Source organism: Nostoc sp. EspVER01 (assembly GCF_034530635.1).
GTDB lineage: Bacteria > Cyanobacteriota > Cyanobacteriia > Cyanobacteriales > Nostocaceae > Nostoc.
Genome location: NZ_JAVRCS010000014.1, coordinates 132,828 through 153,784, shown reverse-complemented (window position 1 = coordinate 153,784; position 20,957 = coordinate 132,828). Strand labels below are relative to the sequence as shown.

Sequence of the window (20,957 nt, the reverse complement as noted above, 5' to 3'; positions counted from 1 at the left end):
GGGGAATCAATCAGTACCTAAAATTACTGCCAACCACTTTTCAAACAACCTCTCAAAGATGTAGTCGCTCAGACACGACATTAAAAGACAAAACTCTTACACTAATGTCTGTAAAAGTAGTCATCAAACCATTGACTTTTTCAATACAAGGGACTTTCAAAGAAAAATTATTCCAAAAAAAACAAGAGATAGCAGGTATTTAATAATAATTTTTATAAAAGCAGTTACCAACAGCAACCTCTTTTATCCTAATACGGTTCGGTTCAGATCCCCTCACCTCTGATAACCATCTTTTAAGCGGGTAAAAGCTGGTTATAGGTAAGCCTTTTTAAGGGGGAGATTGGGGGGATCTCCAAAAGATTAAAACGTTAACCAAACCGTATTGCCTTTTCTCCTATACAGTCTTATTTAGAGAGCCTTGTGTAGCAAGACCTTTGGAAGAAAATCGGACTAACCCTTTTTTATTACTCTCAACAGATAAAATTTGAGATTAGTCCGTGCAAGTGGACTTTGCCTCTGTAGCAGCAACTTCCAGTCGCCTAAATTATTCTTTTTCCAGAGTATATAAAAAAGTATTAATTATGCAATAAAGCCATACCGAACTATAAAAAGGTATAAGCCTTAGTAAAGCTCTATCCCAATATAATCTACTGTCAAAGCTATATTTTAATTTAGAGACATAAAAGCTTTAGTTGTGTCTATAAAAGCAACTTAAAAAGCTTGATTTTCAAAGTTTATTCAATAACAATGAAATCAAGGGGTTAAACAAAGTAAAGTTTAATCTTCTAGAAAAATTAGCTCAACTTAATTTTTTGAAGGAGAAACATCATGGCTTCCATTAAAATTTCTGAATTACGTCCTGCTGGTTCTGAATTGTTCCAAGATTCTGAAAGCTTTCTTCAGGAACTCGGTGCTCAAGAAATGGGAATCACAGGAGGTGCAACAGCAGCGATAACTCTAACTCTAATCAACAACAGTGTAATTGTTAGGACTATTATTGGCAATACTGCCAATGCTAACACATTCGGTAACGTCAACACAGTTGTTGGACAGTAACTTCAAGTTGTTGTTACTTAATCTGGCTACTAGCTCATAATCAAATCAAGGGTTAAACAAAACCAAGTTTAATCTTCTAACAAAATTAGCTCAACTTAATTTTTTGAAGGAGAAACATCATGGCTTCCATTAAAATTTCTGAATTACGTCCTGCTGGTTCTGAATTGTTCCAAGATTCTGAAAGCTTTCTTCAGGAACTCGGCGCTCAAGAAATGGGAATCACAGGAGGTGCAACAGCAGCAATAACTCTAACTCTAATCAACAACAGTGTAATTGTTAGAAGTGTGGTTGGCAATACTGCCAATGCTAATACATTCGGTAACGTCAACACAGTTATTGGACAGTAACTTCAAGTTGTTGTTACTTAATCTGGCTACTAGCTCATAATCAAATCAAGGGTTAAACAAAACCAAGTTTAATCTTCTAACAAAATTAGCTCAACTTAATTTTTTGAAGGAGAAACATCATGGCTTCCATTAAAATTTCTGAATTACGTCCTGCTGGTTCTGAATTGTTCCAAGATTCTGAAAGCTTTCTTCAGGAACTCGGCGCTCAAGAAATGGGGATCACAGGAGGTGCAACAGCAGCAATAACCGTATCTCTAATCAACAACAGTGTAATTGTTAGAAGTGTGATTGGCAATACTTTCAATGCTAATACCGTAGGTAACGTTAACACAGTTGTTGGACAGTAACTTCAATTCAGCTGTTGTTACTTAATCTGAGTACTAGATCATAATCAAATCAAGGATTAAACAAAACTAAGTTTAATCCTTGTAGACTGAATTTAGATGTGTTTACCCTGCATTGTAATTGACTCAATATCACAAGGAGAAAAGTAAATGCCCAATATCAAAATTTCAGAACTATATCCCCTTGGTTCCGATTTATTCCAAGATTCAGAAAGTTTTCTCAATGATATGACCAATGATGAGATACAGTCTCTCACAGGAGGTAGAAAACGCGGAGGACTGGTTGTCAACGTAGGTTCTGTTAATATTAATATAAATACAGCCTTTAGTGCTATTGCAAACACTATCAATGCAAATTCAATAGGTAATGCAAATTCAGCAGTCGGTTGATGATTAGCTAAAATACATCTTTAAGCTAAAAAAGTGGCTTTTTATAAATGTTTTAATGCTTCGTATATCATATCAATTGTATGGAGCATAAATGCTTTAAAAAAAGCTACTTATCTTAACCAATACATCTAGTTAAGTAAGTCAACGCTAAAAAACTCATTTCATTTATGTAATTAAATGTAAAATTAATGTATAAGTAATTATTTGAAATTTAATAAATTTTAGATCATTTATTTTAAAAAGTAATTATTATATAATATATAAAGCGTATTTAAGTTAGGAGCAATAAATTAACACTATCAAGATTAAAAATCTGTCTAACTTTTGGCTATCTTTCTATTTCAATTCTGAAACGTTTTTTAATGAGTTAACAGAAGATGAGCTAAACTTGTAAAAGGAGAATTAATAGATATAGAATTATTGCTTATAGCTTTTATTAACGAGCTTTTTAGCAAATTAGCAATCCCTACTTAACAAAACGCAACAAGTATTAATGGGCAAGGCTTTAATGCTTATACATGCAATAACATCAATACATCTCCATAATCAACGATAAAATTATTAGGTAGAGATCCTGGTAGTCTTGTTGGTATAAAATAACATAATCAAATGTTAATTGTTGAAATATGACTTTATCTTTGAGTTCTCAAAACATTTTTGATTATTTAATTAAGCTAGGTCTTTGTACTCCAGAAGACCAAGAATATAGCCAAATTGAACCGAAATACGCCAAAAACTTTAACTTATTACTGACTCTTACAAACCAAAGTAAACTTCTAATAAAACAAGAACCTCTTAACCAAGAAGGGAAAACATCTGGTGAATTCTTTCGGGAATGGCAAATTCAAGAATTTTTCCAGAAATTTCCAGAGTTAAGCCAAATGCGCGGCTGGATATCAGAGGGAGTGCATTTTAATCCAGATGATTCCATTATCATTTTTAATTACTTGGATAACTATCGTGACGTGATGGCTTTCTATAGCAAGGAAAATGTTTTTCCCACAGAAATAGCCTCTGCTATAGGCACAATTTTAGCCAGCATTCATAGTTTAACTTTCAACCATACAGATTATAAAGCTTTTTTCACTCAAGAACAGGGTAATCAATCCTCTCAAAACCTTCCTCATTTAGTTAAAAAACTGGGACGGATTGGCCCAGAAATTTTTGGTTCTGTTCCTGCTGATGGTCTGAAATTTTTTTCCTTGTATCAACGATATGACAGTTTAGGCCAAGCCATAGCTGAATTGGGAAATTCTTTAAAATCTAGTTGTCTAACACACAATGATCTGAAATTAAATAATATCCTTTTAGCTAATGATTGGGAGCAAGGTTTTGGCAACAGTACGATACGATTGATTGATTGGGAGAGGTGCAGTTGGGGAGATCCAGCTTTTGATTTAGGTACGCTCATCGGTAGCTATCTAAATATCTGGTTGAATAGTATGATTACCAGCAAAAATATGAGTATCGATGAATCCTTGCGGATGGCGACAACTCCCTTGGAGGCTATACAACCTTCTATTGCTGCTTTAGCGATCGCATATTTAAATCACTTTCCAGAAATCTTAGAGCATTGTCCTGACTTTTTACAGCGAGTTGTACAGTTTGCTGGTTGGAATTTGATTATCGCTATTCAATCAACCCTGCAATACCAAAAATCTTTTGGTAATACGGGTATCTGTATGCTGCAAGTGGCTAAGTCTTTATTGTGCCGTCCAGAAGCATCGATTTCTACAGTTTTTGGAATGCAAGCATCAGAACTTACATCCACAAGCTTATCTACCGTTTAACTTCAAGCAAAACAAGCCTTTTACTCATCTTGAAAAGAGGGCGATTGGTGCAGCGTCTCGTAGATAGAACGTCGCAGTCCCACCCTTGAGCAATATTTGATTTCAAGACGCTTGCGGACTCGCTACCGCTACCCTATCAAATGAGTGATGGAGTCGGTGAATAATCGCCAATTTATGTGTTTTTTCTGGTAAAATACTTGTGGTTTGCTTCATCCACACTAGTGTCTGATAAGCCTCTGTCCAGCTATATAATGACTACTGGCAAGAGACTCCGTTACAGAGCATAGAAGTTAAGTCAGCACATTTTGATTAATACAAGTTACCAATTGGTTTGAGAGGTAGCGCAAATAAGCCAGCATCTCATCTAGGGCAGTAAAACTTGTATGGTATAAGGTAAGAAATTCATAGTCTGCGGTAGGTCATTTCGTGGACTTTAAACAAAGCTCAACGCCTCCGTTCACATAGCTAGCGTCTTCGTAGGAGAAGCTGTCTTCTGGATTAGTTGAGAAGCCTAAACTGTACAGCTTGTTGTCAGTGTCGGAGTATGTCACAAAATGGCATTTTTCTTCCCATCTCCCTTTAGTTAAAGGCAAGCACCTATGCAACTACTAGATCCGTTGCCAATACAATTAGCAGCTATTCCAGAATCATTGCAGCATTCATTGCAAGATATAGTTAATAAAATTCACATAGAATCGAAATTTTGTATTCGCCATCCCGACTACAAACCCGTTGAAGTTACAGCTGAGACACTTCCACGATTTCAGCAATTGCCTTCAGATGTACAAGATAAATATTTAAACGCTCAACTATCTAATTTTCTCTACGGTATTTATTACAACGGTTCTCTCAAACGTGCTTTAGCAGTTGATGGGGAGGAAACAAATTTAGCAGTCAACCAAAATTTAGAAAATAACACCTTTCTCGGCGTAGATGTGGTATTTTACAATCGCCTCCATGAAAGCAACAAGGGTGAAGGCTACTTTAGTCCCGATTGGCTGGTGGTGAAAGAAGAATCAGATGGCGCTTTAGCAGTACACAAGGGTGGTTTGACTCTGCACATTGAACGCAGTAAACATTTACAACCGCAAGACGAAGCTGTGACTGTAGGAAATCCAGTTGCGATCAAACTACCCAAGAATTTGGTGCAAAACGGTTTTTACATGGCGGTTAGTAATGCAGGCTCTTACAGTGGTGAAAATATAGTAAGAGTCTATTTCAACTTAACTACTGATGGTGCAGTTGCAGTCATGGAAAGCTTGACTACTCAACTTAATGCCATCGCTCTGCCTTTCAACTTTAAAGCGTTATATAATCCTTCAGATTATGGGCGTCATGACTCAGCGGTACTTTACTTTGACAAAAACAACTATGAAGTTGTCCACCCAGTACTAGAAAAGGTTTATGCAGAACATCAATCCCATTTTCTGCCAGAAGTGCCTTTATTTACTAAACTTATCGCACCAGGGTTAGCGATCGCTGAAGAACCAGATCAGAAATTTGGCGAAAAAGAAAGCTTTGGGATGAATCGCTGTCAAATTATAACCAATGGTTTGATAGAAGCTTGGGAGCAAGAGGATAATTCGCCAGAAGGTCGGATGACATCGATTTTGGCACAATTCTCCGCACTGGAAATTGATCTGCAACGTCCTTACCTCAATGCCAAGTCTGATGATATTTACCCAGCTTTAAAGTCATGAAAATTACTCATCTTGCTCCTGATATTCAGACTCCTAATGTTCAGCCACAGTTAACATCTGCTGAGGAACTTGCCATTGCTAATAGTAGATTTGCTCAATCAGATCTACCTTTCTACCGCAAACTTGGGCGGACTGACTTAACTGTTAGTTGTTTAGGACTAGGAGGTGGAGGCCACATCTCCAGTGAGGATACCCTTTACGCCTTCGACCAAGGCATCAACTACTTTTTCTACTCCAGCGATTTACATCAATATCTTTATAGTTCGATGCGTCCTGCGCTCCGCCAATTATGCGGACGCGGTTCCTCAATGCGTGAGAAGGTAGTTCTGGCAACTGTCAGTTACATGATTAGAACCCCAGATACAGCATTCACCTATTTATTCGATCAATTTATCGACTTAGGTATTGACTACATTGATGTGTTTTTCTGGGGCTGGATTGATGAGCATAATCATCCTGCTTTTGAGAAGTGTATCAGGGCCTCTGACGATATCCGTGGCCCGGGGTCAGTAACTCAGCGCCAAATAGAAAGAGTATTTGGTATTTCCGAAAAGATGAAAGAAATGGGTGTGGTGCGCTATATTGGTGCTTCTTTTCACGACCACGATTTAGCAAAACAGTGGCTAAATAGCCCTTTTTTGGATGTTGCGATGGTGAGGCACAATGTGGCACATCGTACAGCCCAAAAAAAGGTGTTCCCCCATTTGGATGCCAACGATCCCTATAGACCAGGGATTGTCACCTTTAAGTCCGCAGGTATGATGGGTGCGCTCTGGGAACCCCCGGCTGGTTTACCAACTGGATGCTGGCAACCTTCAGTCCCAGATTTATATCGCTATTCTTTAAGTCAAAACTCTGTAGATGTTGCGTTAGCAGGTTGGCAAACTCGTGAACATGTAGATGCAGCAATTCAGGGTGTGCAAAAGGGCAAACTTACCCCTGAAGAAATCGACTACCTCAACCTTTACGGCGACTTACATCGCAACCACATCAAACCTCACGAAATCCCTACAGAACGTTTGCTTGTTGGCAGATAGAAAACACTATTACTTAGATATCATTAAGCCATGACCGAACAATTAGAACAAACTTTACCGCCCAAGGTTTTAACCAACGAACCCGTGCAATCTCATCCAGCAACCGATGCAGAAATTTTGACATATCTGCGTCATTCTGCTAGGTTTGCAGAAATTGCGATCGCTGCTGAACGTGAGGCATTAGTTTTAGCTAACTGCAACCAGTTAGGAATTGAAATATCTGATGATGAATGGCAAGCCGCTGGCGATGCTTTTCGCTTGGAACGCAAGTTATGGGGAAATGCAGAAACTAGTGCATGGCTGGAGGAGCAGCGCATTAGTGTAGATGAGTGGTCGCAAGGAATTAAAGTAGTACTGTTGGAGAAGAAGCTTAAAGAACATCTGTTCGGTGCAACAGTCGATGGCGCTTATGTTTCCAACCGCGACAACTACAGACGGGTAGCGCTATCGCAAATTCTGGTTACTGATCTGGCAACTGCTTGGAAAATCGTGCAAATTCTACGCGAAGGACAAGCTTCTTTCTGTGCTTTGGCTTTGGAACATTCTAAGGGTCAGCAGTCACAAGAAAATGGCGGTTTTGTAGGAGTTCGCTATTTAGTAGAACTGGTACCGGAAATTGCCAAACCTCTTACTGAAGCTAAGGAAGGTGAAATTATTGGCCCTGTGCAAACAAAAGTGGGGTATCACGTTATGAGAGTGGAAAAGTGGTTCCCGATAGAATTGAATCAAGCAGTGAGAGAACAAATTATGGACTCGTTGTTTCAAGCGTGGTTGCAAAATTTGAAAAATACCCACGATTAGGATTACATAAACATAGGAATGAAAATGAATGTAGAGACGTAGCACTGCTATGTCTCTACATGGGTTTTGGATAACTATTTAGTATTTTTTGAGTTTATAATCAAAGCTCTTTAAACATTTAGCTTTTGTGTTTATCTAATATGAAAATTCTCCTCATTAATCAATAAGTTTTTTGAAAAATATTGAACTTTGATTTGTTCTAATCAGATATTGGTGCCGCTACCTTAACTGCTAACTCAGATGCATTGTAGTTATCTGTAATAACTTGCGGACAACGCATACAAGCGGCTCTACCTTCTTGTTGCCACCACCGACAATTTCGGCGTATGGAACAGGGGGATAGTTCTTCTGCTACTACAGGTAACTTTTCTACAATTCGCATCGCTAGACGGCAATCTTGTCCATCAAAATGCTGACAACCTTTAGTAGCGCAAGGTGCTGCCATTCGAAAAATTTCCGCAGGTGTAATTGGACTAGCTTTTGCTATTAGTTCATCTGTGATAGGTTGGGGCTTTTTGAGATAAGCTACACGGGGTTCTGTTACTGTCCCAACGACTACGCCAAAGACAACACTATCCCAAGATTCGGGCCTAGCACTGGGACAGAGTGTAGTTTTATCCACAACAATGTCTTCCATCAATTGAGCCTCCAGTGGAGATAATATTTATGAATACAACGTCTCATACCATTTCTTTGTGAGGCTGCGCCAAATTTTCTTTCTTCTTTGTGTCCTTTGCGCCCTTCTCTAACGAGATGCTGCGCGAATGCGGTTCGTTCCTCATATAGTTTGGCGCATCTTCATACAGAATTGGTATCAGTTGGATTGGGTGCTATGATTCCTATAGTAGTAAGAATAAAAGGTGCTAATACTCCACCTGCAACGTTTTTTGCTTCTTCGTCAGACATAGATAAAAAAGCTTCTTCTGAATTCAAAACTTCGTTCCGACGTGTCACAGCATTTTTCACAGCATCATCAATCAAATCGCTAATCTCAATTTGACTGTTATACTTTCTTTCTTTCGCTTTCATCTTGATTTTCCTCTAATTTTTGACTAGTGATTATTTTTAGGCAATTATTATATTTATTAGTGTAATTGCCTATAGCGATTCTCGGTTGAGTGAGGTACAAGAACCCCACCCTCAACCCCTCCCCGCAAGCGAGCTATCCATTAGTCACATCTTTCTTTACAATCTTGAAACCTATGCTCTATAGCCGTCTTAGACACTGAAGAGTTAGGCATACTTGACAAATTCGCTTTTAATATTGTCGCTAAAACTGCGTTTTTATTGAGAATAAACAACGAACCAATAAGGGTTATAAAAGCCTGAGTCAATACTCTCACAAATGTTAAGAAAGATCCGGGTAATGGATAGGCAAGCGAGGAGGGGGCTAAGATGTACCTCATGTGATTAGGAAACGCTATAATATACCTTTATGTTAAAAACAAATAAAGCTAATTACTCTATTTTTTAGAACTTGAATAAGACAGAAATAAAACTTTTATGTCCCTAAAAAACGATAAATTTTGAGTTATTCTTATTTTATGTAGGGGGACATATAAGTTCCTCAAGCTGTAAACTCTTACATACCAATTAAACTTTCATATCATATTTCAGGCAATTTCAACCATTAACTAAAACATTTATGTCCCGAAAATATTGCCAACTGACAGAAAATATCTAATGTTTAAGTTGACTCTATATAAACTTAAAAAAAGATAGAAACTCTAAAATCTCAAGATAACAAGCCATATTGGCCATGGCGCTAGACTATCGCTCTAAGGCTATCACTACTCCTCATTCGCAACTTCTTGCTTGACAAACAAAGCTCGATAAACAGGCTCACCCTTTTTTTGCGTGCCTACTTCCCGTTCTGTGGGGACTGGGAGTGGATTTTCAGCGAACCATTCTCCTGTACCAACTTTCTGGTAAGCTGGATGAGCGGCAAAGCGATCGCGCATTTCTACAGCTACAAATTCCATATCTGATTGCAAAAATACCAACCCCCCAACCGCAAGATACTTAGCTAAGTCTGCCACTAGTTCTGGTTGCACTACACGACGTTTAGCGTGGCGGGTTTTAAACCAAGGATCGGGAAATTGAATAGTAACGCGTTGTAAACTTCCTGGAGGCAGGGAAGATAAAAGTGAGTGCAGTGAGTTATTCACATTGCAAAATAAATAGTGCAGGTTGGTTAAACCTAATTCAGAACGTAACTTATTCGCCTCCACCACCAGCGGTTCCCGAATTTCCAAGCCGAGAAAATTCCAGTTGGGTTCTATCTTGGCCATATTCAACAAAAACAGGCCCTTCGCGCAGCCAATATCTAAATGTAGTGGTTGATTTGGCTTTGCATAAATTTTTTCCAAGTCTTGGGGACTTGCTGGTGTTTGATACTTTTTACCAAGTGGATTAACATGCTGGCGGACTCGGACTGCTGCCAAAATTTGTTCTCCTTAACGTGAAAATATCCTGTGGTGAAATTTCAGGTTATATCAATTCAAAAAATGTTTGCGACCAAACACCCACCCTCACTGACACGCACCCTCCCCGAAGCCTTGGAGAGGGTTGGAGTAGGGTCTTATCTATGTATCGCATTGTTTTTTCAAATTGGTATTACAAGGAAGTCTAGCAAAAGTATGCCAAAAATTATCGGTCTATCATTCAATTGCCTACCTAGCAGCAAGTTTGTACAACAGTATCATTCAAATACGTCATTTTTGCACTGTTTTTTTAGGTTTTCGAGAAATTTATATTTTGGAAGTCCCTCATTTTGCATTAATCTCTAGAATTAAAATGCTTTAACACATTTGCTCTAATCGTGGAGGGAGGAAACTTAAACAGTGGATATTTTAGATTTGTTTTATAAGGGTGGGCCAGCAATGTGGCCTTTGCTAATTCTCTCGATTCTGGCGTTGAGTGTCATTTTCGAGCGTATATGGTTCTGGTTGCGAATTTTGACTCAGGAAAAGCAAATAGTCGATCGCATCCTGGATGCTGCCCAGGATAATTGGGAAGTAGCTGCGGACATTGCAAGACAAGCAAACCATCAACCTGTTGGGCGCTTTCTCTACGCCCCTCTACGTTTTGCGAAAAGTGATGCGGAAACCTTTCGACTAGCACTGGAGGCTACGGCAGAAGACGAATTAGCCGGGATGCGGCGGGGCGAAAAACTTTTAGAAGCCGTGATTGCTCTAGCGCCGTTACTAGGATTGTTGGGAACAGTTTTGGGTTTAATCCACTCTCTGCGTTCAATTCGGATTGGCGATTTGGGAACTGAATCTACTGCTGGGGTGACTACTGGTATTGGTGAATCCTTAATTAGTACGGCAAGTGGGCTAATAGTCGCCATTATTAGTTTGGTATTTTACCGCCTATTTCAAAGTTTTGTAGTCAACCAAGTCAAAGTTTTTCGGAAAGCAGGGAATGAAATGGAATTGCTCTATCGCCAGTCTCCTCCTGACTTTAGCAATAGGACATCAGCAATTGTGCCAGAAAATTTCACTCCACCCCGCAAGCCAGTAAAAACTAGGTTGCCTGAACCTCCTGAACCCCCAAATACACCTAATTAAGAGTCAATAATTCAACCCCTGAACCAGGCTTGAGAGTGAGACATGAAAGTTAATCTACATACTCCAATTGAAGAAGTCCAAATTCAAATCATCCCTTTAATTGATGTCGTTTTTTGTATCCTGACATTTTTTTTATTAGCGGCTTTACAATTTACACGGCAACAGGCAATAAATGTTGATTTGCCTAAAGCCAGCCCCAGTACAGTCTCTGGAATAACATCACAGAGTGGAAGTGTGATTGTTACCATCGATGCTGTGGGTAATACTTACATAGAAAAACAGCCTGTAAAACAGGAAGATTTGAGACAGAGTTTAAAACAGTATCTGCAAGCAAACCCTAATGCCGTTGTCGTGCTGAATGCTTCGCGCACCGCAACTTACAATGATGTGATTGAGACATTGGATTTGCTACGACAAGTAGGGGGCGATCGCGTTTCTTTGGGAATTATTCCTGGCCCATCTCAACCATCCATAAACTCGCCTAACGAGCCTGCTGTCCCCTCTTTTCCAATCAATCCTGGTGCTGCGCCACTTCCAGGCATCAATCCCGAAGGGAATATTACCCCAAAATTCCCCTTAGCACCTAATTCTGTACCCTTTCCTAGCATCACTCAGCCTCCAACTGGGCAAGGCATCAGTCCTATCAATCCTGGTATTTCTCCTGTAGTTCCTAACTCAACAGCGCCTCAAGCGCCTGTAGCACCCAAACAAACTCAACCTCCTCTTAAAAGATGAGATAGAGGGGCATAGGGCATAGGGCAATAATTAATAGTTATTCTCCCTTTGCCTCCCCTGCCTCCCCTGCTCCTCTGCTCCCCTGTTTCCTCATCCACCACTCCCCACTTCCCCTGCAAGCTTTTTCCCAAACCTAAAGATATCTAGAATAAATCTTGGCTAGATAAAAAAAAGCTGCTAATTTACAAATAATTGGTTGAGCTTTAAATATTTTTTCACCTATAGACTGAGCAATTTATCACCAATTACCATCCACATTTCATACCAAATTGGGGAAGGATGTCCAAATAGGTTAACAGATTGAAAAGCACTTGTATCAAGCGTCTTTCAGTGTGTCCTAGTTACGAATTACGAATTACGAATTACTAATTAGTATCAGGGGTTGTGGCATGAATATCGTGACGCTTTTAATTGTTTGGGTCGTAACCGCTATCAGCTTGTTGATAATTAGTAAGTTGCCTTTGGGAGTTGAAATTGATACTCCTGGTAAAGCGTTTCTTTCTGCCGCAGTGCTTGGTATCGTGACGGCAATAGTCAGACCGATTTTAAGCCTCATTTTTGCAGTACCAAACCTACTCACTTTGGACTTATTATCCGGCATTTTCACATTTATGATTGCCGTGGTTTGTTTTAGTATTGCTGCTTGGTTAGTAGAGGGCTTTCGCTTGCGCTACGGAATTTGGAGTGCTGTTATTGGGGCATTTACGCTGACTATAATTAACAGCTTAATCTACAAAATATTGGGCGTCTAAAGCTAAGAGTTAGGAGTTAGGAGTTATTAACAATTCCTCACTCATAACTCCTAACTCATCACTGCCAAATTCTAACTATTCGTTGGAACTTGGGGGAGCAAGTGGGGTAGTTGATTGTTGTTTACGTTGCTCGCGTTTTTTGCGATCGGCTGAGAGTATATCTGCCATCACTACTAGCGCTTGCGCCATTTTATCTAGGTTAGAACGGTATAACTCCAAATCCTTGTTGAGTTTGTCATCAGAAAGATGCAAGCCAGCAGCGATCGCTTTTAGCGCCTCAGTGAGTTGCTTTTCATCTTTGACTAATTCGGGATCTGACTGTTCTAATAACGAAAATACACCAATTGCGAACAAACGGTTGTATTTAAAGTTAGGATTATTGGCGATTGCTTGTAGGGTTGCTTGCAAGTCAGCATCTCTATCTAAGTAAGTAGTTTGGTCCAGCCACCCAATTAAATCTTTGACTGGCAAACCTTTAGCTACAGTTTGCAATCTCTGGGCATCCTGTCGATATTGTTGCGGATCTTTTTCTATAGCCTGACATAAGGCGTTAAAAATTGATTCTTGATCCCGTTCTGGTTGATAGCCTTCCATGAAGCGATCAAAAGTAGTGACGACACCCAAGGCATAAATTGGATTGTAGCTAAAATCGATATTTACTGACAGCAGATGCATTTCCACCATCAATTCTTCTACTACCCGACGATAAATAGTGTTGATCGGACGGGTGTGAAGATTGTAGAAAGTTCGCTTTGTATCAGAGACTGTACGGACGTTATTCACAAAGAAAAAAGAAATGTTAAGGGCGACGTATCTTTATTTTCTCGCTTAAAGGCTACTTTGCCAAGTTGAGCTTTTTGCGGGTGATGGTTTCATTTACAATATATACATATTAGAAGTATTTTATAAACTGATAGCTACAGGAGATCAGACCTTTTCTCTTAAAAAACTAGCCAAAAATTATTATCCTTAATGATTTATTTTTTGTATTTATGAACTTATCGCCAAAGTTAATTGCTTTAGGTGAGTACTTAGCTGGTAAATTTGATAATCGGGAACAAGCCATAGCAGAACCAGTTTGGTATGTCCACCTGTGCCTGTGGCAAAGACCAGTTAATCTGTTCGCAGAAGATAGTATCACCTTATTTGCCGAACAGGCTAACGTTATTACCTTAGATCAACCTTATCGCCAGCGAATTATCCGGTTGCGTCAAAGCAGCGACTCTGACGCAACGGTGGAAGTTCAATATTATATGCCTCAAGATCCAGGTGCATTAAAAGGCGCAGGTGATAATCCTGCTCTACTAAACACACTGACATCCGAACAATTAGATTTACTACCAGGTTGTATCCTAACAGTTACTCAGGAGAAACTAGCTGGCGATCGCTATAATTTTACCGCTACCCCACTACCAGAGAGTCATTGTAGCTTTACTTATCTTGGCAATAGTATCCATGTTTCTTTAGGTTTTGCAGCTACAGCGACAGAATTTCACAGCTACGACAAAGGAATTGATCCCGCAACTGGAAAAGCAACCTGGGGAGCTATTATGGGGCCTTATCGCTACACCAAGCGGAATCAGTATTGAATAACATAAAGTTATGAGTTATGAGTTATGAGTTATGAATTTTGAATCAACTCCTCACTCCTCACTCTTAACTTCTAACTCTTTTTTAGCTGGCAATGCTACGAGGTACACCTTCTAAAGCTTCCTCTTCTGTTTCAAAGATTTCAAAAACAGTATCCATCATCGTCACTTCAAACACGAGTTTGGCTTCTGGGTGTACATTACAGATGCGGAAACTGCCCTTGACTTTATCAGCATCACGCATTCCAGCTACCAAAGATGTAAGACCAGAACTATCAATAAAATTTACCTGAGCCAGATTTACAACTACATGGCGACTGAGTTTGGAAATACACTCTTGTAACTTCAGGCGAAATTGCCAAGCCGTGGTGATATCCAGACGGCCTGATGGTGTCAAGACGATAACGGTGTTTCCGTCTTGGGTTGTATAAGTTTTTTGGTCTATATGAATCACTAAAGCCCTCCCCGTGGCATTCCTTTTAAGATTAACTAGTGACAGAATTTTCTAATGCTGTCACTTGAGATTAACAAGCTATAGCTAAATTTGTCACCTTTTTCAGGTAAGTGCTTAACTTTAGTAGTTATAACTCACCAAAATAGTGGGGAGTGGGAAAGATGAGGGAGATGAGTGAGATGAAGGAGTTGGGGGAGATGAGGATAAATTATCATAACTCCTCACTCCTAACTCTTAACTCAGCACTCAGCACTATTTAGGTGTCCAGTTAATCCAATCTTGAGGTTTGAGGAAAGTTTCATACAACTCGGCTTCAGGGGAATTGGGTTCCGGTTGATAGCCGTATTCCCAGCGCACTAAAGGAGGTAGGGACATGAGAATTGATTCGGTGCGTCCATTGGTTTGCAGACCAAAAATAGTGCCTCGGTCATAAACCAAGTTAAATTCTACATAACGTCCCCGGCGGTAGAGTTGAAAATTGCGTTGGCGATCGCTATACTCTATCCCATTGCGCCGTTCTACAATTGGTACGTAGGCTGGTAAAAATGCTTTACCACAGTCTTGCACAAAAGCAAACAAATCTTCCCAATTGCGGGTTGCTGGTGTTCCCACCTGGTTGCTATAAATAGCCGCTTCTCCATTGGGATTTGGCCCGCGGTATAAAGCACCCTGGCCATCTTGGTAATCAAAAAATAGACCACCGACACCCCGTGTCTCATCACGATGCTTGAGGTAGAAATATTCATCACACCACTTCTTAAACACTGGGTAATACTCTGGGTGGTGTTGGTCGCAAGCCTGTTTTAACGTTTTGTGTAAATGTGCCGCATCTTCAGCAAAGGGGTAATAAGGTGTCAAGTCTAAACCACCACCAAACCACCACACTGGCCCCGCTTCAAAGTAGCGATAATTGAGATGAACTGTGGGCACATAAGGATTACGAGGATGTAATACCATTGAAGTGCCTGTGGCATAAAAGCCATGCCCCGCGGCTTCAGGGCGTTGGGTTAAAATTGAGGGTGGCAAATGGGAACCCTGAACTTCAGAAAAGTTTACACCTGCTTGTTCAAATATTGCACCATCTCGCAGCACGCGCGATCGCCCTCCCCCTCCTTCTGGGCGTTCCCAACTATCTTCATTAAATTTAGCCACACCATCTAGTTTTGCCAATGATTCGGTAATTTCGTCTTGCAGTTGTTTCATAAACTGACTGACCCTAGTCTGGGCATCAGGTGCTGGCAAAGACTTTGATGATTCTGCTTCTACAGTTGGTGTTTGCGAGTTGGTCAACATAGATTCCCGAACCTAAATTACAATTTCCAGAAAGCCACAAATTTTTCATTTTAAAATTTGGGGGAAACAAGCGCCAACAATCTAGCTCTATTTGCCCAACCCGCTTTTTCTTCCTGGGTTAAGCATTTATTCGATTGATGGGCATCACTAGAGTTATTTTCCCTCAAATGCGTATAGGCTTGTATATTGAATTAATTTTTTTTGAAATTCTTAATTGGAATATTCTGGTATAAAGACTAAATTTTAGTCTTAAGCTTGAATTATCAAGGATTTGACTGGTCTACTCAAAACTTTTTTGCCATATTGCTGATGTCGGCTGTTTGGGTCTGTATTGAATCGAGGCTTGCTATGTTTAGGGCATTTTTGAGAAAGTTTTAATTTAATGTGATCTCGACAAGTCTTATTTGACCTCTCCTCCAGCCCCTCTCCGACGCGGAGAGGAGAGCAAAAAACGGAATTTTTCTTGCTCCTCCCTTTCCGAAACGGAAAGAGAGGCTGGGAGGGAGAGGTTCATCGAACTCACGTTAATTTAGCAGTTGAACGTAATTGCACACCATACCAGAGTTACCAGAAAGTATCTAGGGAGGAGGATTAGGAAAATGCAAGGTTGGTTATCCAAATTCATCCACCGCAAACGTCGTCGGTTTTGCGCTTCTCTGGTGTGGACATATCGAGAGATTAGTTCTGCTTCTGTAGATGAACTGTGGCAAAAAGTGGTTGACTTAACAGATGTTTCCTGGCATCCACAACTTAAGAGTACTAATGTTCCTCACGGATTAGTACCCAAACCAGGATTAATTTTTCAAGCTGTAACACGCTTTTCGCCGATACCCATCAGAATTTTTGTGGAACGCGTCAATCCCAGAGAGATGTTGAGTATCCGAGTGATGGCGATTCCTGGAATAGAGGAACGGGTAACTTACCAAGTAGAGTCAACGGTTTGTGGTACTTGTTTGTCTTATTCTGTAACTCTACGGGGTTGGTTATCGCCCCTAGTTTGGTCTTTATCCCGTCCTTATGCAGACCGCGTTGCACGCTCTTTAGTCGAGGCCGTAGAAAAGACGGCATTACCAGCGGTATCTGGTAATAAAAAATCTCTTAATGACAGTTGTTTTGATTTTTAGGTACTGGGGAGCAGGGGAGCAGGGGAGAAGAGGTTTCCCCTCAGCAAGAGTGGCAGCGTGCCCTTCTGTCTCTTTTAAATGCCCATGACCAAAGAAAGTTAAGATTCTATTAGGTAATAATGCTATTTGCTAAGTTTTGTCACGGCAGTAACAGTGATAAAACTTAGCTGACCTTACTTAAGAAGGCATCCAGTTAATAGCTAAGATATTCCCCCCAAGTGTATTTATTCTTTTTGAATTTTGAATTTTTATGTACGATGTCCTCGATTCCCGCTCTGTTTTAGAAGTTTTGCGACCAGTGGAAGACCCAGAACTCCGCAAAAGTCTGGTAGAACTGAATATGATTCGCAACGTAAAAATTGATGGTGGTAAGGTTAGTTTCACTTTAGTGTTAACCACCCCTGCCTGTCCTTTACGTGAATTTATTGTCGAAGACTGTCAGAAAGCTGTCAAAAAACTCCCAGGCGTGACAGATGTCAGTATAGAAGTGACGGCAGAAACACCACAACAAAAAAGTTTACCTGATCGCACTGGTATTTCTGGAGTGAAAAATATTATTGCTGTTTCCAGCGGTAAAGGTGGCGTTGGTAAAAGTACGGTGGCGGTGAATGTCGCAGTGGCTCTAGCTCAAACTGGGGCGAAAGTCGGTTTGCTAGATGCTGATATTTACGGCCCCAATGACCCCACCATGCTGGGTCTGGCTGATGCCCAAATTGTTGTGCGTTCTACTGAAACCGGTGAGATCCTGGAACCTGCTTTTAATCACGGCGTCAAATTAGTTTCGATGGGCTTTTTGATTGACCGAGATCAACCAGTAATTTGGCGGGGGCCTATGCTCAATGGTGTAATTCGCCAGTTTCTCTATCAAGTGCAATGGGGAGAACTGGATTATCTGATTGTAGATATGCCACCAGGAACCGGAGATGCTCAGTTAACTTTAACCCAAGCAGTACCAATGGCAGGGGCAGTAATTGTCACCACACCGCAAAACGTAGCTCTGTTAGATTCTCGCAAGGGATTGCGGATGTTCCAGCAGATGAATGTTCCGGTATTGGGGATCGTGGAAAATATGAGCTATTTTATCCCCCCCGATCAACCAGATAAGCAATATGATATCTTTGGTTCCGGTGGTGGCTCCAAAACAGCTGCGGAATTGGGAGTGCCACTGTTGGGGTGCGTACCGCTAGAAATTTCCACGCGAGTTGGTGGTGATAGCGGTGTACCAATAGTTGTTGGCGACCCAGATTCAGCTTCAGCAAAAGCATTAACAGCGATCGCTCTTACCATTGCTGGTAAAGTATCAGTTGCTGCCCTGACATAATTATAAATTTTAATTTCTATCTACTTCCTGGGCTATGGCTTGGGAATACTAGAAATTGGGTGTTAGGGATTAGAGAAGTTGGGGAAGAATAAATATTGATTATTGACTAATTCTCAAACTCCAATCCCCAACAATTAAAGCTAAAGTCTAAACTGGCACAATGTTGTTAAAACGATCGCTCCCCAAAATTCGCTGGAAGTCTTGGGTTAAGCCCTGGCAGCATGTAGATTGGCTACTTTTTTGTTTGCCGATTGCTGTCAGTATATTTGGCGGCCTGATGATTCTCAGTACGGAACTGAAGCAGCCAGTAACTGACTGGTGGTGGCACTGGATGGTAGCGGGTATCGGCGTGCTTATAGCCCTGTTTTTATCTCGCATCCGTTACGAACTTTTGATGCAGTGGCACTGGGTAACTTATGCAATAACGAACTTCAGCTTAATCATAGTGATGATTGCTGGTAGTAGCGCCAAAGGGGCACAGCGGTGGATTCCTATTGCTGGTTTCAATGTCCAACCCTCAGAATTTGCCAAAGTCGGCATGATCATCACCTTAGCTGCTTTGCTACACAGGCGCACTGCTTCTACTCTCGAAGGTGTTTTCCGTGTTCTGGCAATCACCGCTGTACCTTGGGGATTAATATTTTTACAGCCAGATTTAGCAACATCAATGGTTTTTTGTGCGATCGTCTTAGGAATGCTTTACTGGGCAAATGCTAACCCAGGCTGGTTAATTCTGATGATTTCTCCGGTGGTTGCCGCCATTTTGTTTAGTATCTCTTGGCCTTTATCAGCACCAATAGTTTTATTTAAAGAACTATCTTTTGGCCCATTAGGGATAGTTTGGTCAGTTGCGATGGCTATTGTGGGCTGGCAAACTCTTCCCTGGCGTCGATTTGGTTTAGGTGCTATCGGTGCATGGACTCTCAATATCCTGGGTGGTGAATTAGGAGTCTTCGCCTGGAAGCATATTTTGAAAGAGTATCAAAAAGACCGACTAACTGTATTCATGAATCCCGATCACGATCCACTCGGTGCTGGATATCACTTAATCCAATCTCGCATTGCTATTGGTGCTGGTGAAATCTGGGGATGGGGTCTGTTCAAGGGGCCCATGACACAACTGAATTTTGTACCAGAACAGCATACAGACTTTATTTTCTCCGCAGTGGGCGAAGAATTTGGTTTTGTCGGTTGTTTAGTAGTGCTGTTTGTCTTCTGCTTAATTTGCTTCCGTCTACTGCATGTTGCCCAAACCGCCAAAGATAACTTTGGTTCCTTGTTGGCTATTGGCGTTTTGTCCATGATTGTGTTTCAGCTGATTGTCAACATTGGTATGACTGTTGGTTTAGCACCTGTGGCAGGAATTCCCCTACCTTGGATGAGTTATGGGCGTTCTGCGATGCTGACTAACTTCATTTCCTTGGGAATAGTAGAATCGGTAGCAAATTTTCGCCAAAGACAGAAGTATTATTGATTCGTCATTAGTCATTAGTCCTACCCTGTGGGTTCGCCTTTGGCGTTCTCGTAGAGTAGCCGCTGGCGCGTCTATGTCCTTTGCTAATGACCAATGACTAATGACAAATGACTATTAACAAGTATTAAGCTATTAAAAGGAAACAAGCGAGGCTAAAAAAATGATTCTGCCTGGAGCAACTGTTCGCGTCAAGAATCCCGCAGATACCTATTATCGCTACGAAGGACTCGTCCAACGGGTGAGTGACGGCAAAGTAGCCGTATTATTTGAAGGTGGTAACTGGGATAAATTAGTTACCTTCCGCCTGAGCGAATTGGAACTCGTAGAAACCACCGCCGGACGTAAAAAAGCCAAATAAGACTTAGTTAGGAGTGAGAAGTTAGGAGTTAGGAGTTATTATTCCTCAACTCCTAACTCCTAACTCTTAACTCTTAACTCAGCACTGGCTCAACGCCCCGCTATCGCTAACAGCACTCTCATGCGCCTCCCCCTACCACAGTTTGCCACTGGCGATCGCCATCCGAACCACATTGCGGAGGTGATTGAAACTACTAGTACCGAATTTTTAGCTCAGTGTTTAGAGCCAGAAGATTTAAGCTTTCCCTCCATGCCACCTTTTGGTAGTTGGGTCTGTTCTGTAGATGAAGAATCTGGCAATCAAATTTATGCTGTAGTTTATTATGCCACAACTATGCCCATAGATTCCGTACACCGGGCGAGAGCATTAGGGTTATCCTTGCAAGACTTACGGGAGGAACAACCTCAAATATTTGCCATGCTCCATACAGAATTCCGGGCTGCGATCGTGGGATTTGAACTATCTTCGCAAAATCAAAGTTATAACCAAAGAGTATATCAGTATCTTCCACCCCGTCCCCCGCAAATTCATCAAGCTGTTTATCGATGTGAACCAGAAGCTATCATTAAATTTACTGAAGAACTAGATTTTTTACGGACACTGCTGTGTATAAATGGTGCGCCAATCGAGTCTTTAGCCGCAGCTGCCATTCGAGATGTATACCAGTTACGCAAAGCTGACCGACAATGGCTAATTAAAGCTGGACGTAGCTTAAGTGTGCTACTGAAAGATGACTATGATCGCTTACGGTTCATTTTGAGTCAAATCCACCCGTAGGTAGTTAATTCTTAAATAATCGCTTAGTTAGTGTAAATTAAGA

General features: G+C 40.8%; 23 protein-coding genes. 17 read left to right on the top strand and 6 right to left on the bottom strand.

Going from position 1 to position 20,957, the window contains the following annotated elements; translation table 11 throughout:
• Window positions 1–828: 828 nt before the first annotated feature.
• The 8 genes from RMX69_RS14875 (at window position 829) to RMX69_RS14840 (ending at window position 7,465) form a co-directional block, all read left to right on the top strand.
• Window positions 829–1,056, top strand: coding sequence for a hypothetical protein (locus RMX69_RS14875; protein WP_289798968.1), 228 nt, complete (start codon window positions 829–831; stop codon window positions 1,054–1,056).
• 119 nt (window positions 1,057–1,175) lie between these two features.
• A complete protein-coding gene (locus RMX69_RS14870; RefSeq protein ID WP_289798967.1) occupies window positions 1,176–1,403 on the top strand; it encodes a hypothetical protein in 228 nt (75 codons plus the stop codon).
• Between the two features lie 119 nt (window positions 1,404–1,522).
• Window positions 1,523–1,750 carry a hypothetical protein gene (locus tag RMX69_RS14865; RefSeq protein WP_289798966.1) on the top strand — a complete coding sequence of 76 codons (228 nt, stop codon included), beginning with the start codon at window positions 1,523–1,525 and terminating at the stop codon, window positions 1,748–1,750.
• A gap of 147 nt (window positions 1,751–1,897) precedes the next feature.
• Window positions 1,898–2,137, top strand: coding sequence for a hypothetical protein (locus RMX69_RS14860; RefSeq protein ID WP_289798965.1), 240 nt, complete (start codon window positions 1,898–1,900; stop codon window positions 2,135–2,137).
• A 626-nt stretch (window positions 2,138–2,763) separates the two neighbouring features.
• Window positions 2,764–3,927: a phosphotransferase gene (locus RMX69_RS14855; RefSeq protein WP_322637901.1), complete on the top strand. Its 1,164-nt coding sequence runs from the start codon at window positions 2,764–2,766 to the stop codon at window positions 3,925–3,927.
• 599 nt (window positions 3,928–4,526) lie between these two features.
• Window positions 4,527–5,627 (top strand): T3SS effector HopA1 family protein, encoded by a 1,101-nt coding sequence (locus RMX69_RS14850; RefSeq protein ID WP_322637900.1) that lies wholly within the window; start codon window positions 4,527–4,529, stop codon window positions 5,625–5,627.
• The gene (locus RMX69_RS14845; RefSeq protein ID WP_322637899.1) at window positions 5,624–6,664 is read left to right on the top strand and encodes an aldo/keto reductase; all 1,041 of its coding nucleotides are present in this window, start codon (window positions 5,624–5,626) and stop codon (window positions 6,662–6,664) included. The genes RMX69_RS14850 and RMX69_RS14845 overlap by 4 nt, the downstream gene beginning before the upstream one ends.
• A gap of 30 nt (window positions 6,665–6,694) precedes the next feature.
• A complete protein-coding gene (locus tag RMX69_RS14840) occupies window positions 6,695–7,465 on the top strand; it encodes a peptidylprolyl isomerase (RefSeq protein WP_289798961.1) in 771 nt (256 codons plus the stop codon).
• A gap of 199 nt (window positions 7,466–7,664) precedes the next feature.
• Here RMX69_RS14840 and RMX69_RS14835 read toward each other — a convergent pair whose 3' ends face one another.
• The 3 genes from RMX69_RS14835 to trmB all read right to left on the bottom strand — a co-directional run bounded on the left by RMX69_RS14835 (window position 7,665) and on the right by trmB (window position 9,909).
• Window positions 7,665–8,102 (bottom strand): nitrogen fixation protein, encoded by a 438-nt coding sequence (locus tag RMX69_RS14835; RefSeq protein ID WP_289798960.1) that lies wholly within the window; start codon window positions 8,100–8,102, stop codon window positions 7,665–7,667.
• A 161-nt stretch (window positions 8,103–8,263) separates the two neighbouring features.
• Complete coding sequence (locus tag RMX69_RS14830) at window positions 8,264–8,494, bottom strand: hypothetical protein (protein ID WP_289798959.1); 231 nt, start codon at window positions 8,492–8,494, stop codon at window positions 8,264–8,266.
• Window positions 8,495–9,255: 761 nt separating this feature from the next.
• Window positions 9,256–9,909, bottom strand: a complete 654-nt coding sequence (gene trmB, locus RMX69_RS14825) for a tRNA (guanosine(46)-N7)-methyltransferase TrmB (protein ID WP_289798958.1) — start codon at window positions 9,907–9,909, stop codon at window positions 9,256–9,258.
• A 399-nt stretch (window positions 9,910–10,308) separates the two neighbouring features.
• Between trmB and RMX69_RS14820 the strand changes: the two genes are divergently transcribed.
• The 3 genes from RMX69_RS14820 to RMX69_RS14810 all read left to right on the top strand — a co-directional run bounded on the left by RMX69_RS14820 (window position 10,309) and on the right by RMX69_RS14810 (window position 12,524).
• Window positions 10,309–11,037 carry a MotA/TolQ/ExbB proton channel family protein gene (locus tag RMX69_RS14820; RefSeq protein WP_322637898.1) on the top strand — a complete coding sequence of 243 codons (729 nt, stop codon included), beginning with the start codon at window positions 10,309–10,311 and terminating at the stop codon, window positions 11,035–11,037.
• Between the two features lie 42 nt (window positions 11,038–11,079).
• Entirely contained in the window at window positions 11,080–11,772 is a 693-nt protein-coding gene (locus RMX69_RS14815; RefSeq protein WP_289798956.1) for an ExbD/TolR family protein, read from the top strand.
• Window positions 11,773–12,161: 389 nt separating this feature from the next.
• Window positions 12,162–12,524, top strand: coding sequence for a phage holin family protein (locus tag RMX69_RS14810; RefSeq protein ID WP_289798955.1), 363 nt, complete (start codon window positions 12,162–12,164; stop codon window positions 12,522–12,524).
• A gap of 75 nt (window positions 12,525–12,599) precedes the next feature.
• Here the strand turns inward: RMX69_RS14810 and psb29 are convergent, their stop codons facing one another.
• On the bottom strand, window positions 12,600–13,307 hold the full coding sequence (psb29, locus tag RMX69_RS14805) for a photosystem II biogenesis protein Psp29 (RefSeq protein ID WP_322637897.1): 708 nt from the start codon (window positions 13,305–13,307) through the stop codon (window positions 12,600–12,602).
• 209 nt (window positions 13,308–13,516) lie between these two features.
• Between psb29 and RMX69_RS14800 the strand changes: the two genes are divergently transcribed.
• Window positions 13,517–14,113, top strand: a complete 597-nt coding sequence (locus tag RMX69_RS14800) for a chromophore lyase CpcT/CpeT (protein ID WP_289798953.1) — start codon at window positions 13,517–13,519, stop codon at window positions 14,111–14,113.
• 85 nt (window positions 14,114–14,198) lie between these two features.
• Here the strand turns inward: RMX69_RS14800 and RMX69_RS14795 are convergent, their stop codons facing one another.
• Window positions 14,199–14,567, bottom strand: a complete 369-nt coding sequence (locus tag RMX69_RS14795) for an STAS domain-containing protein (protein WP_094351701.1) — start codon at window positions 14,565–14,567, stop codon at window positions 14,199–14,201.
• A 252-nt stretch (window positions 14,568–14,819) separates the two neighbouring features.
• Window positions 14,820–15,860 carry an oxygen-dependent coproporphyrinogen oxidase gene (gene hemF / locus RMX69_RS14790; protein ID WP_322637896.1) on the bottom strand — a complete coding sequence of 347 codons (1,041 nt, stop codon included), beginning with the start codon at window positions 15,858–15,860 and terminating at the stop codon, window positions 14,820–14,822.
• Between the two features lie 599 nt (window positions 15,861–16,459).
• Between hemF and RMX69_RS14785 the strand changes: the two genes are divergently transcribed.
• The 5 genes from RMX69_RS14785 (at window position 16,460) to RMX69_RS14765 (ending at window position 20,914) form a co-directional block, all read left to right on the top strand.
• Window positions 16,460–16,984, top strand: coding sequence for an SRPBCC family protein (locus tag RMX69_RS14785; RefSeq protein ID WP_289798951.1), 525 nt, complete (start codon window positions 16,460–16,462; stop codon window positions 16,982–16,984).
• A 250-nt stretch (window positions 16,985–17,234) separates the two neighbouring features.
• The gene (locus RMX69_RS14780) at window positions 17,235–18,305 is read left to right on the top strand and encodes an Mrp/NBP35 family ATP-binding protein (protein WP_322637895.1); all 1,071 of its coding nucleotides are present in this window, start codon (window positions 17,235–17,237) and stop codon (window positions 18,303–18,305) included.
• Window positions 18,306–18,465: 160 nt separating this feature from the next.
• On the top strand, window positions 18,466–19,779 hold the full coding sequence (gene rodA, locus RMX69_RS14775; protein WP_322637894.1) for a rod shape-determining protein RodA: 1,314 nt from the start codon (window positions 18,466–18,468) through the stop codon (window positions 19,777–19,779).
• Window positions 19,780–19,939: 160 nt separating this feature from the next.
• On the top strand, window positions 19,940–20,137 hold the full coding sequence (locus RMX69_RS14770; protein ID WP_094351697.1) for an NAD(P)H dehydrogenase subunit NdhS: 198 nt from the start codon (window positions 19,940–19,942) through the stop codon (window positions 20,135–20,137).
• 120 nt (window positions 20,138–20,257) lie between these two features.
• A complete protein-coding gene (locus tag RMX69_RS14765) occupies window positions 20,258–20,914 on the top strand; it encodes an HAS-barrel domain-containing protein (protein ID WP_322637893.1) in 657 nt (218 codons plus the stop codon).
• The last annotated feature ends 43 nt before the right edge of the window (window positions 20,915–20,957 follow it).

Coding starts and splice junctions, on each gene's coding strand:
- RMX69_RS14875 (WP_289798968.1), top strand. CDS start 829: ATGGCTTCCATTAAAATTTCTGAATTACGTCCTGCTGGTTCTGAATTG.
- RMX69_RS14870 (WP_289798967.1), top strand. CDS start 1,176: ATGGCTTCCATTAAAATTTCTGAATTACGTCCTGCTGGTTCTGAATTG.
- RMX69_RS14865 (WP_289798966.1), top strand. CDS start 1,523: ATGGCTTCCATTAAAATTTCTGAATTACGTCCTGCTGGTTCTGAATTG.
- RMX69_RS14860 (WP_289798965.1), top strand. CDS start 1,898: ATGCCCAATATCAAAATTTCAGAACTATATCCCCTTGGTTCCGATTTA.
- RMX69_RS14855 (WP_322637901.1), top strand. CDS start 2,764: ATGACTTTATCTTTGAGTTCTCAAAACATTTTTGATTATTTAATTAAG.
- RMX69_RS14850 (WP_322637900.1), top strand. CDS start 4,527: ATGCAACTACTAGATCCGTTGCCAATACAATTAGCAGCTATTCCAGAA.
- RMX69_RS14845 (WP_322637899.1), top strand. CDS start 5,624: ATGAAAATTACTCATCTTGCTCCTGATATTCAGACTCCTAATGTTCAG.
- RMX69_RS14840 (WP_289798961.1), top strand. CDS start 6,695: ATGACCGAACAATTAGAACAAACTTTACCGCCCAAGGTTTTAACCAAC.
- RMX69_RS14835 (WP_289798960.1), bottom strand. CDS start 8,102: ATGGAAGACATTGTTGTGGATAAAACTACACTCTGTCCCAGTGCTAGG.
- RMX69_RS14830 (WP_289798959.1), bottom strand. CDS start 8,494: ATGAAAGCGAAAGAAAGAAAGTATAACAGTCAAATTGAGATTAGCGAT.
- RMX69_RS14815 (WP_289798956.1), top strand. CDS start 11,080: ATGAAAGTTAATCTACATACTCCAATTGAAGAAGTCCAAATTCAAATC.
- RMX69_RS14810 (WP_289798955.1), top strand. CDS start 12,162: ATGAATATCGTGACGCTTTTAATTGTTTGGGTCGTAACCGCTATCAGC.
- RMX69_RS14800 (WP_289798953.1), top strand. CDS start 13,517: ATGAACTTATCGCCAAAGTTAATTGCTTTAGGTGAGTACTTAGCTGGT.
- hemF (WP_322637896.1), bottom strand. CDS start 15,860: ATGTTGACCAACTCGCAAACACCAACTGTAGAAGCAGAATCATCAAAG.
- RMX69_RS14785 (WP_289798951.1), top strand. CDS start 16,460: ATGCAAGGTTGGTTATCCAAATTCATCCACCGCAAACGTCGTCGGTTT.
- RMX69_RS14780 (WP_322637895.1), top strand. CDS start 17,235: ATGTACGATGTCCTCGATTCCCGCTCTGTTTTAGAAGTTTTGCGACCA.
- rodA (WP_322637894.1), top strand. CDS start 18,466: ATGTTGTTAAAACGATCGCTCCCCAAAATTCGCTGGAAGTCTTGGGTT.
- RMX69_RS14770 (WP_094351697.1), top strand. CDS start 19,940: ATGATTCTGCCTGGAGCAACTGTTCGCGTCAAGAATCCCGCAGATACC.
- RMX69_RS14765 (WP_322637893.1), top strand. CDS start 20,258: ATGCGCCTCCCCCTACCACAGTTTGCCACTGGCGATCGCCATCCGAAC.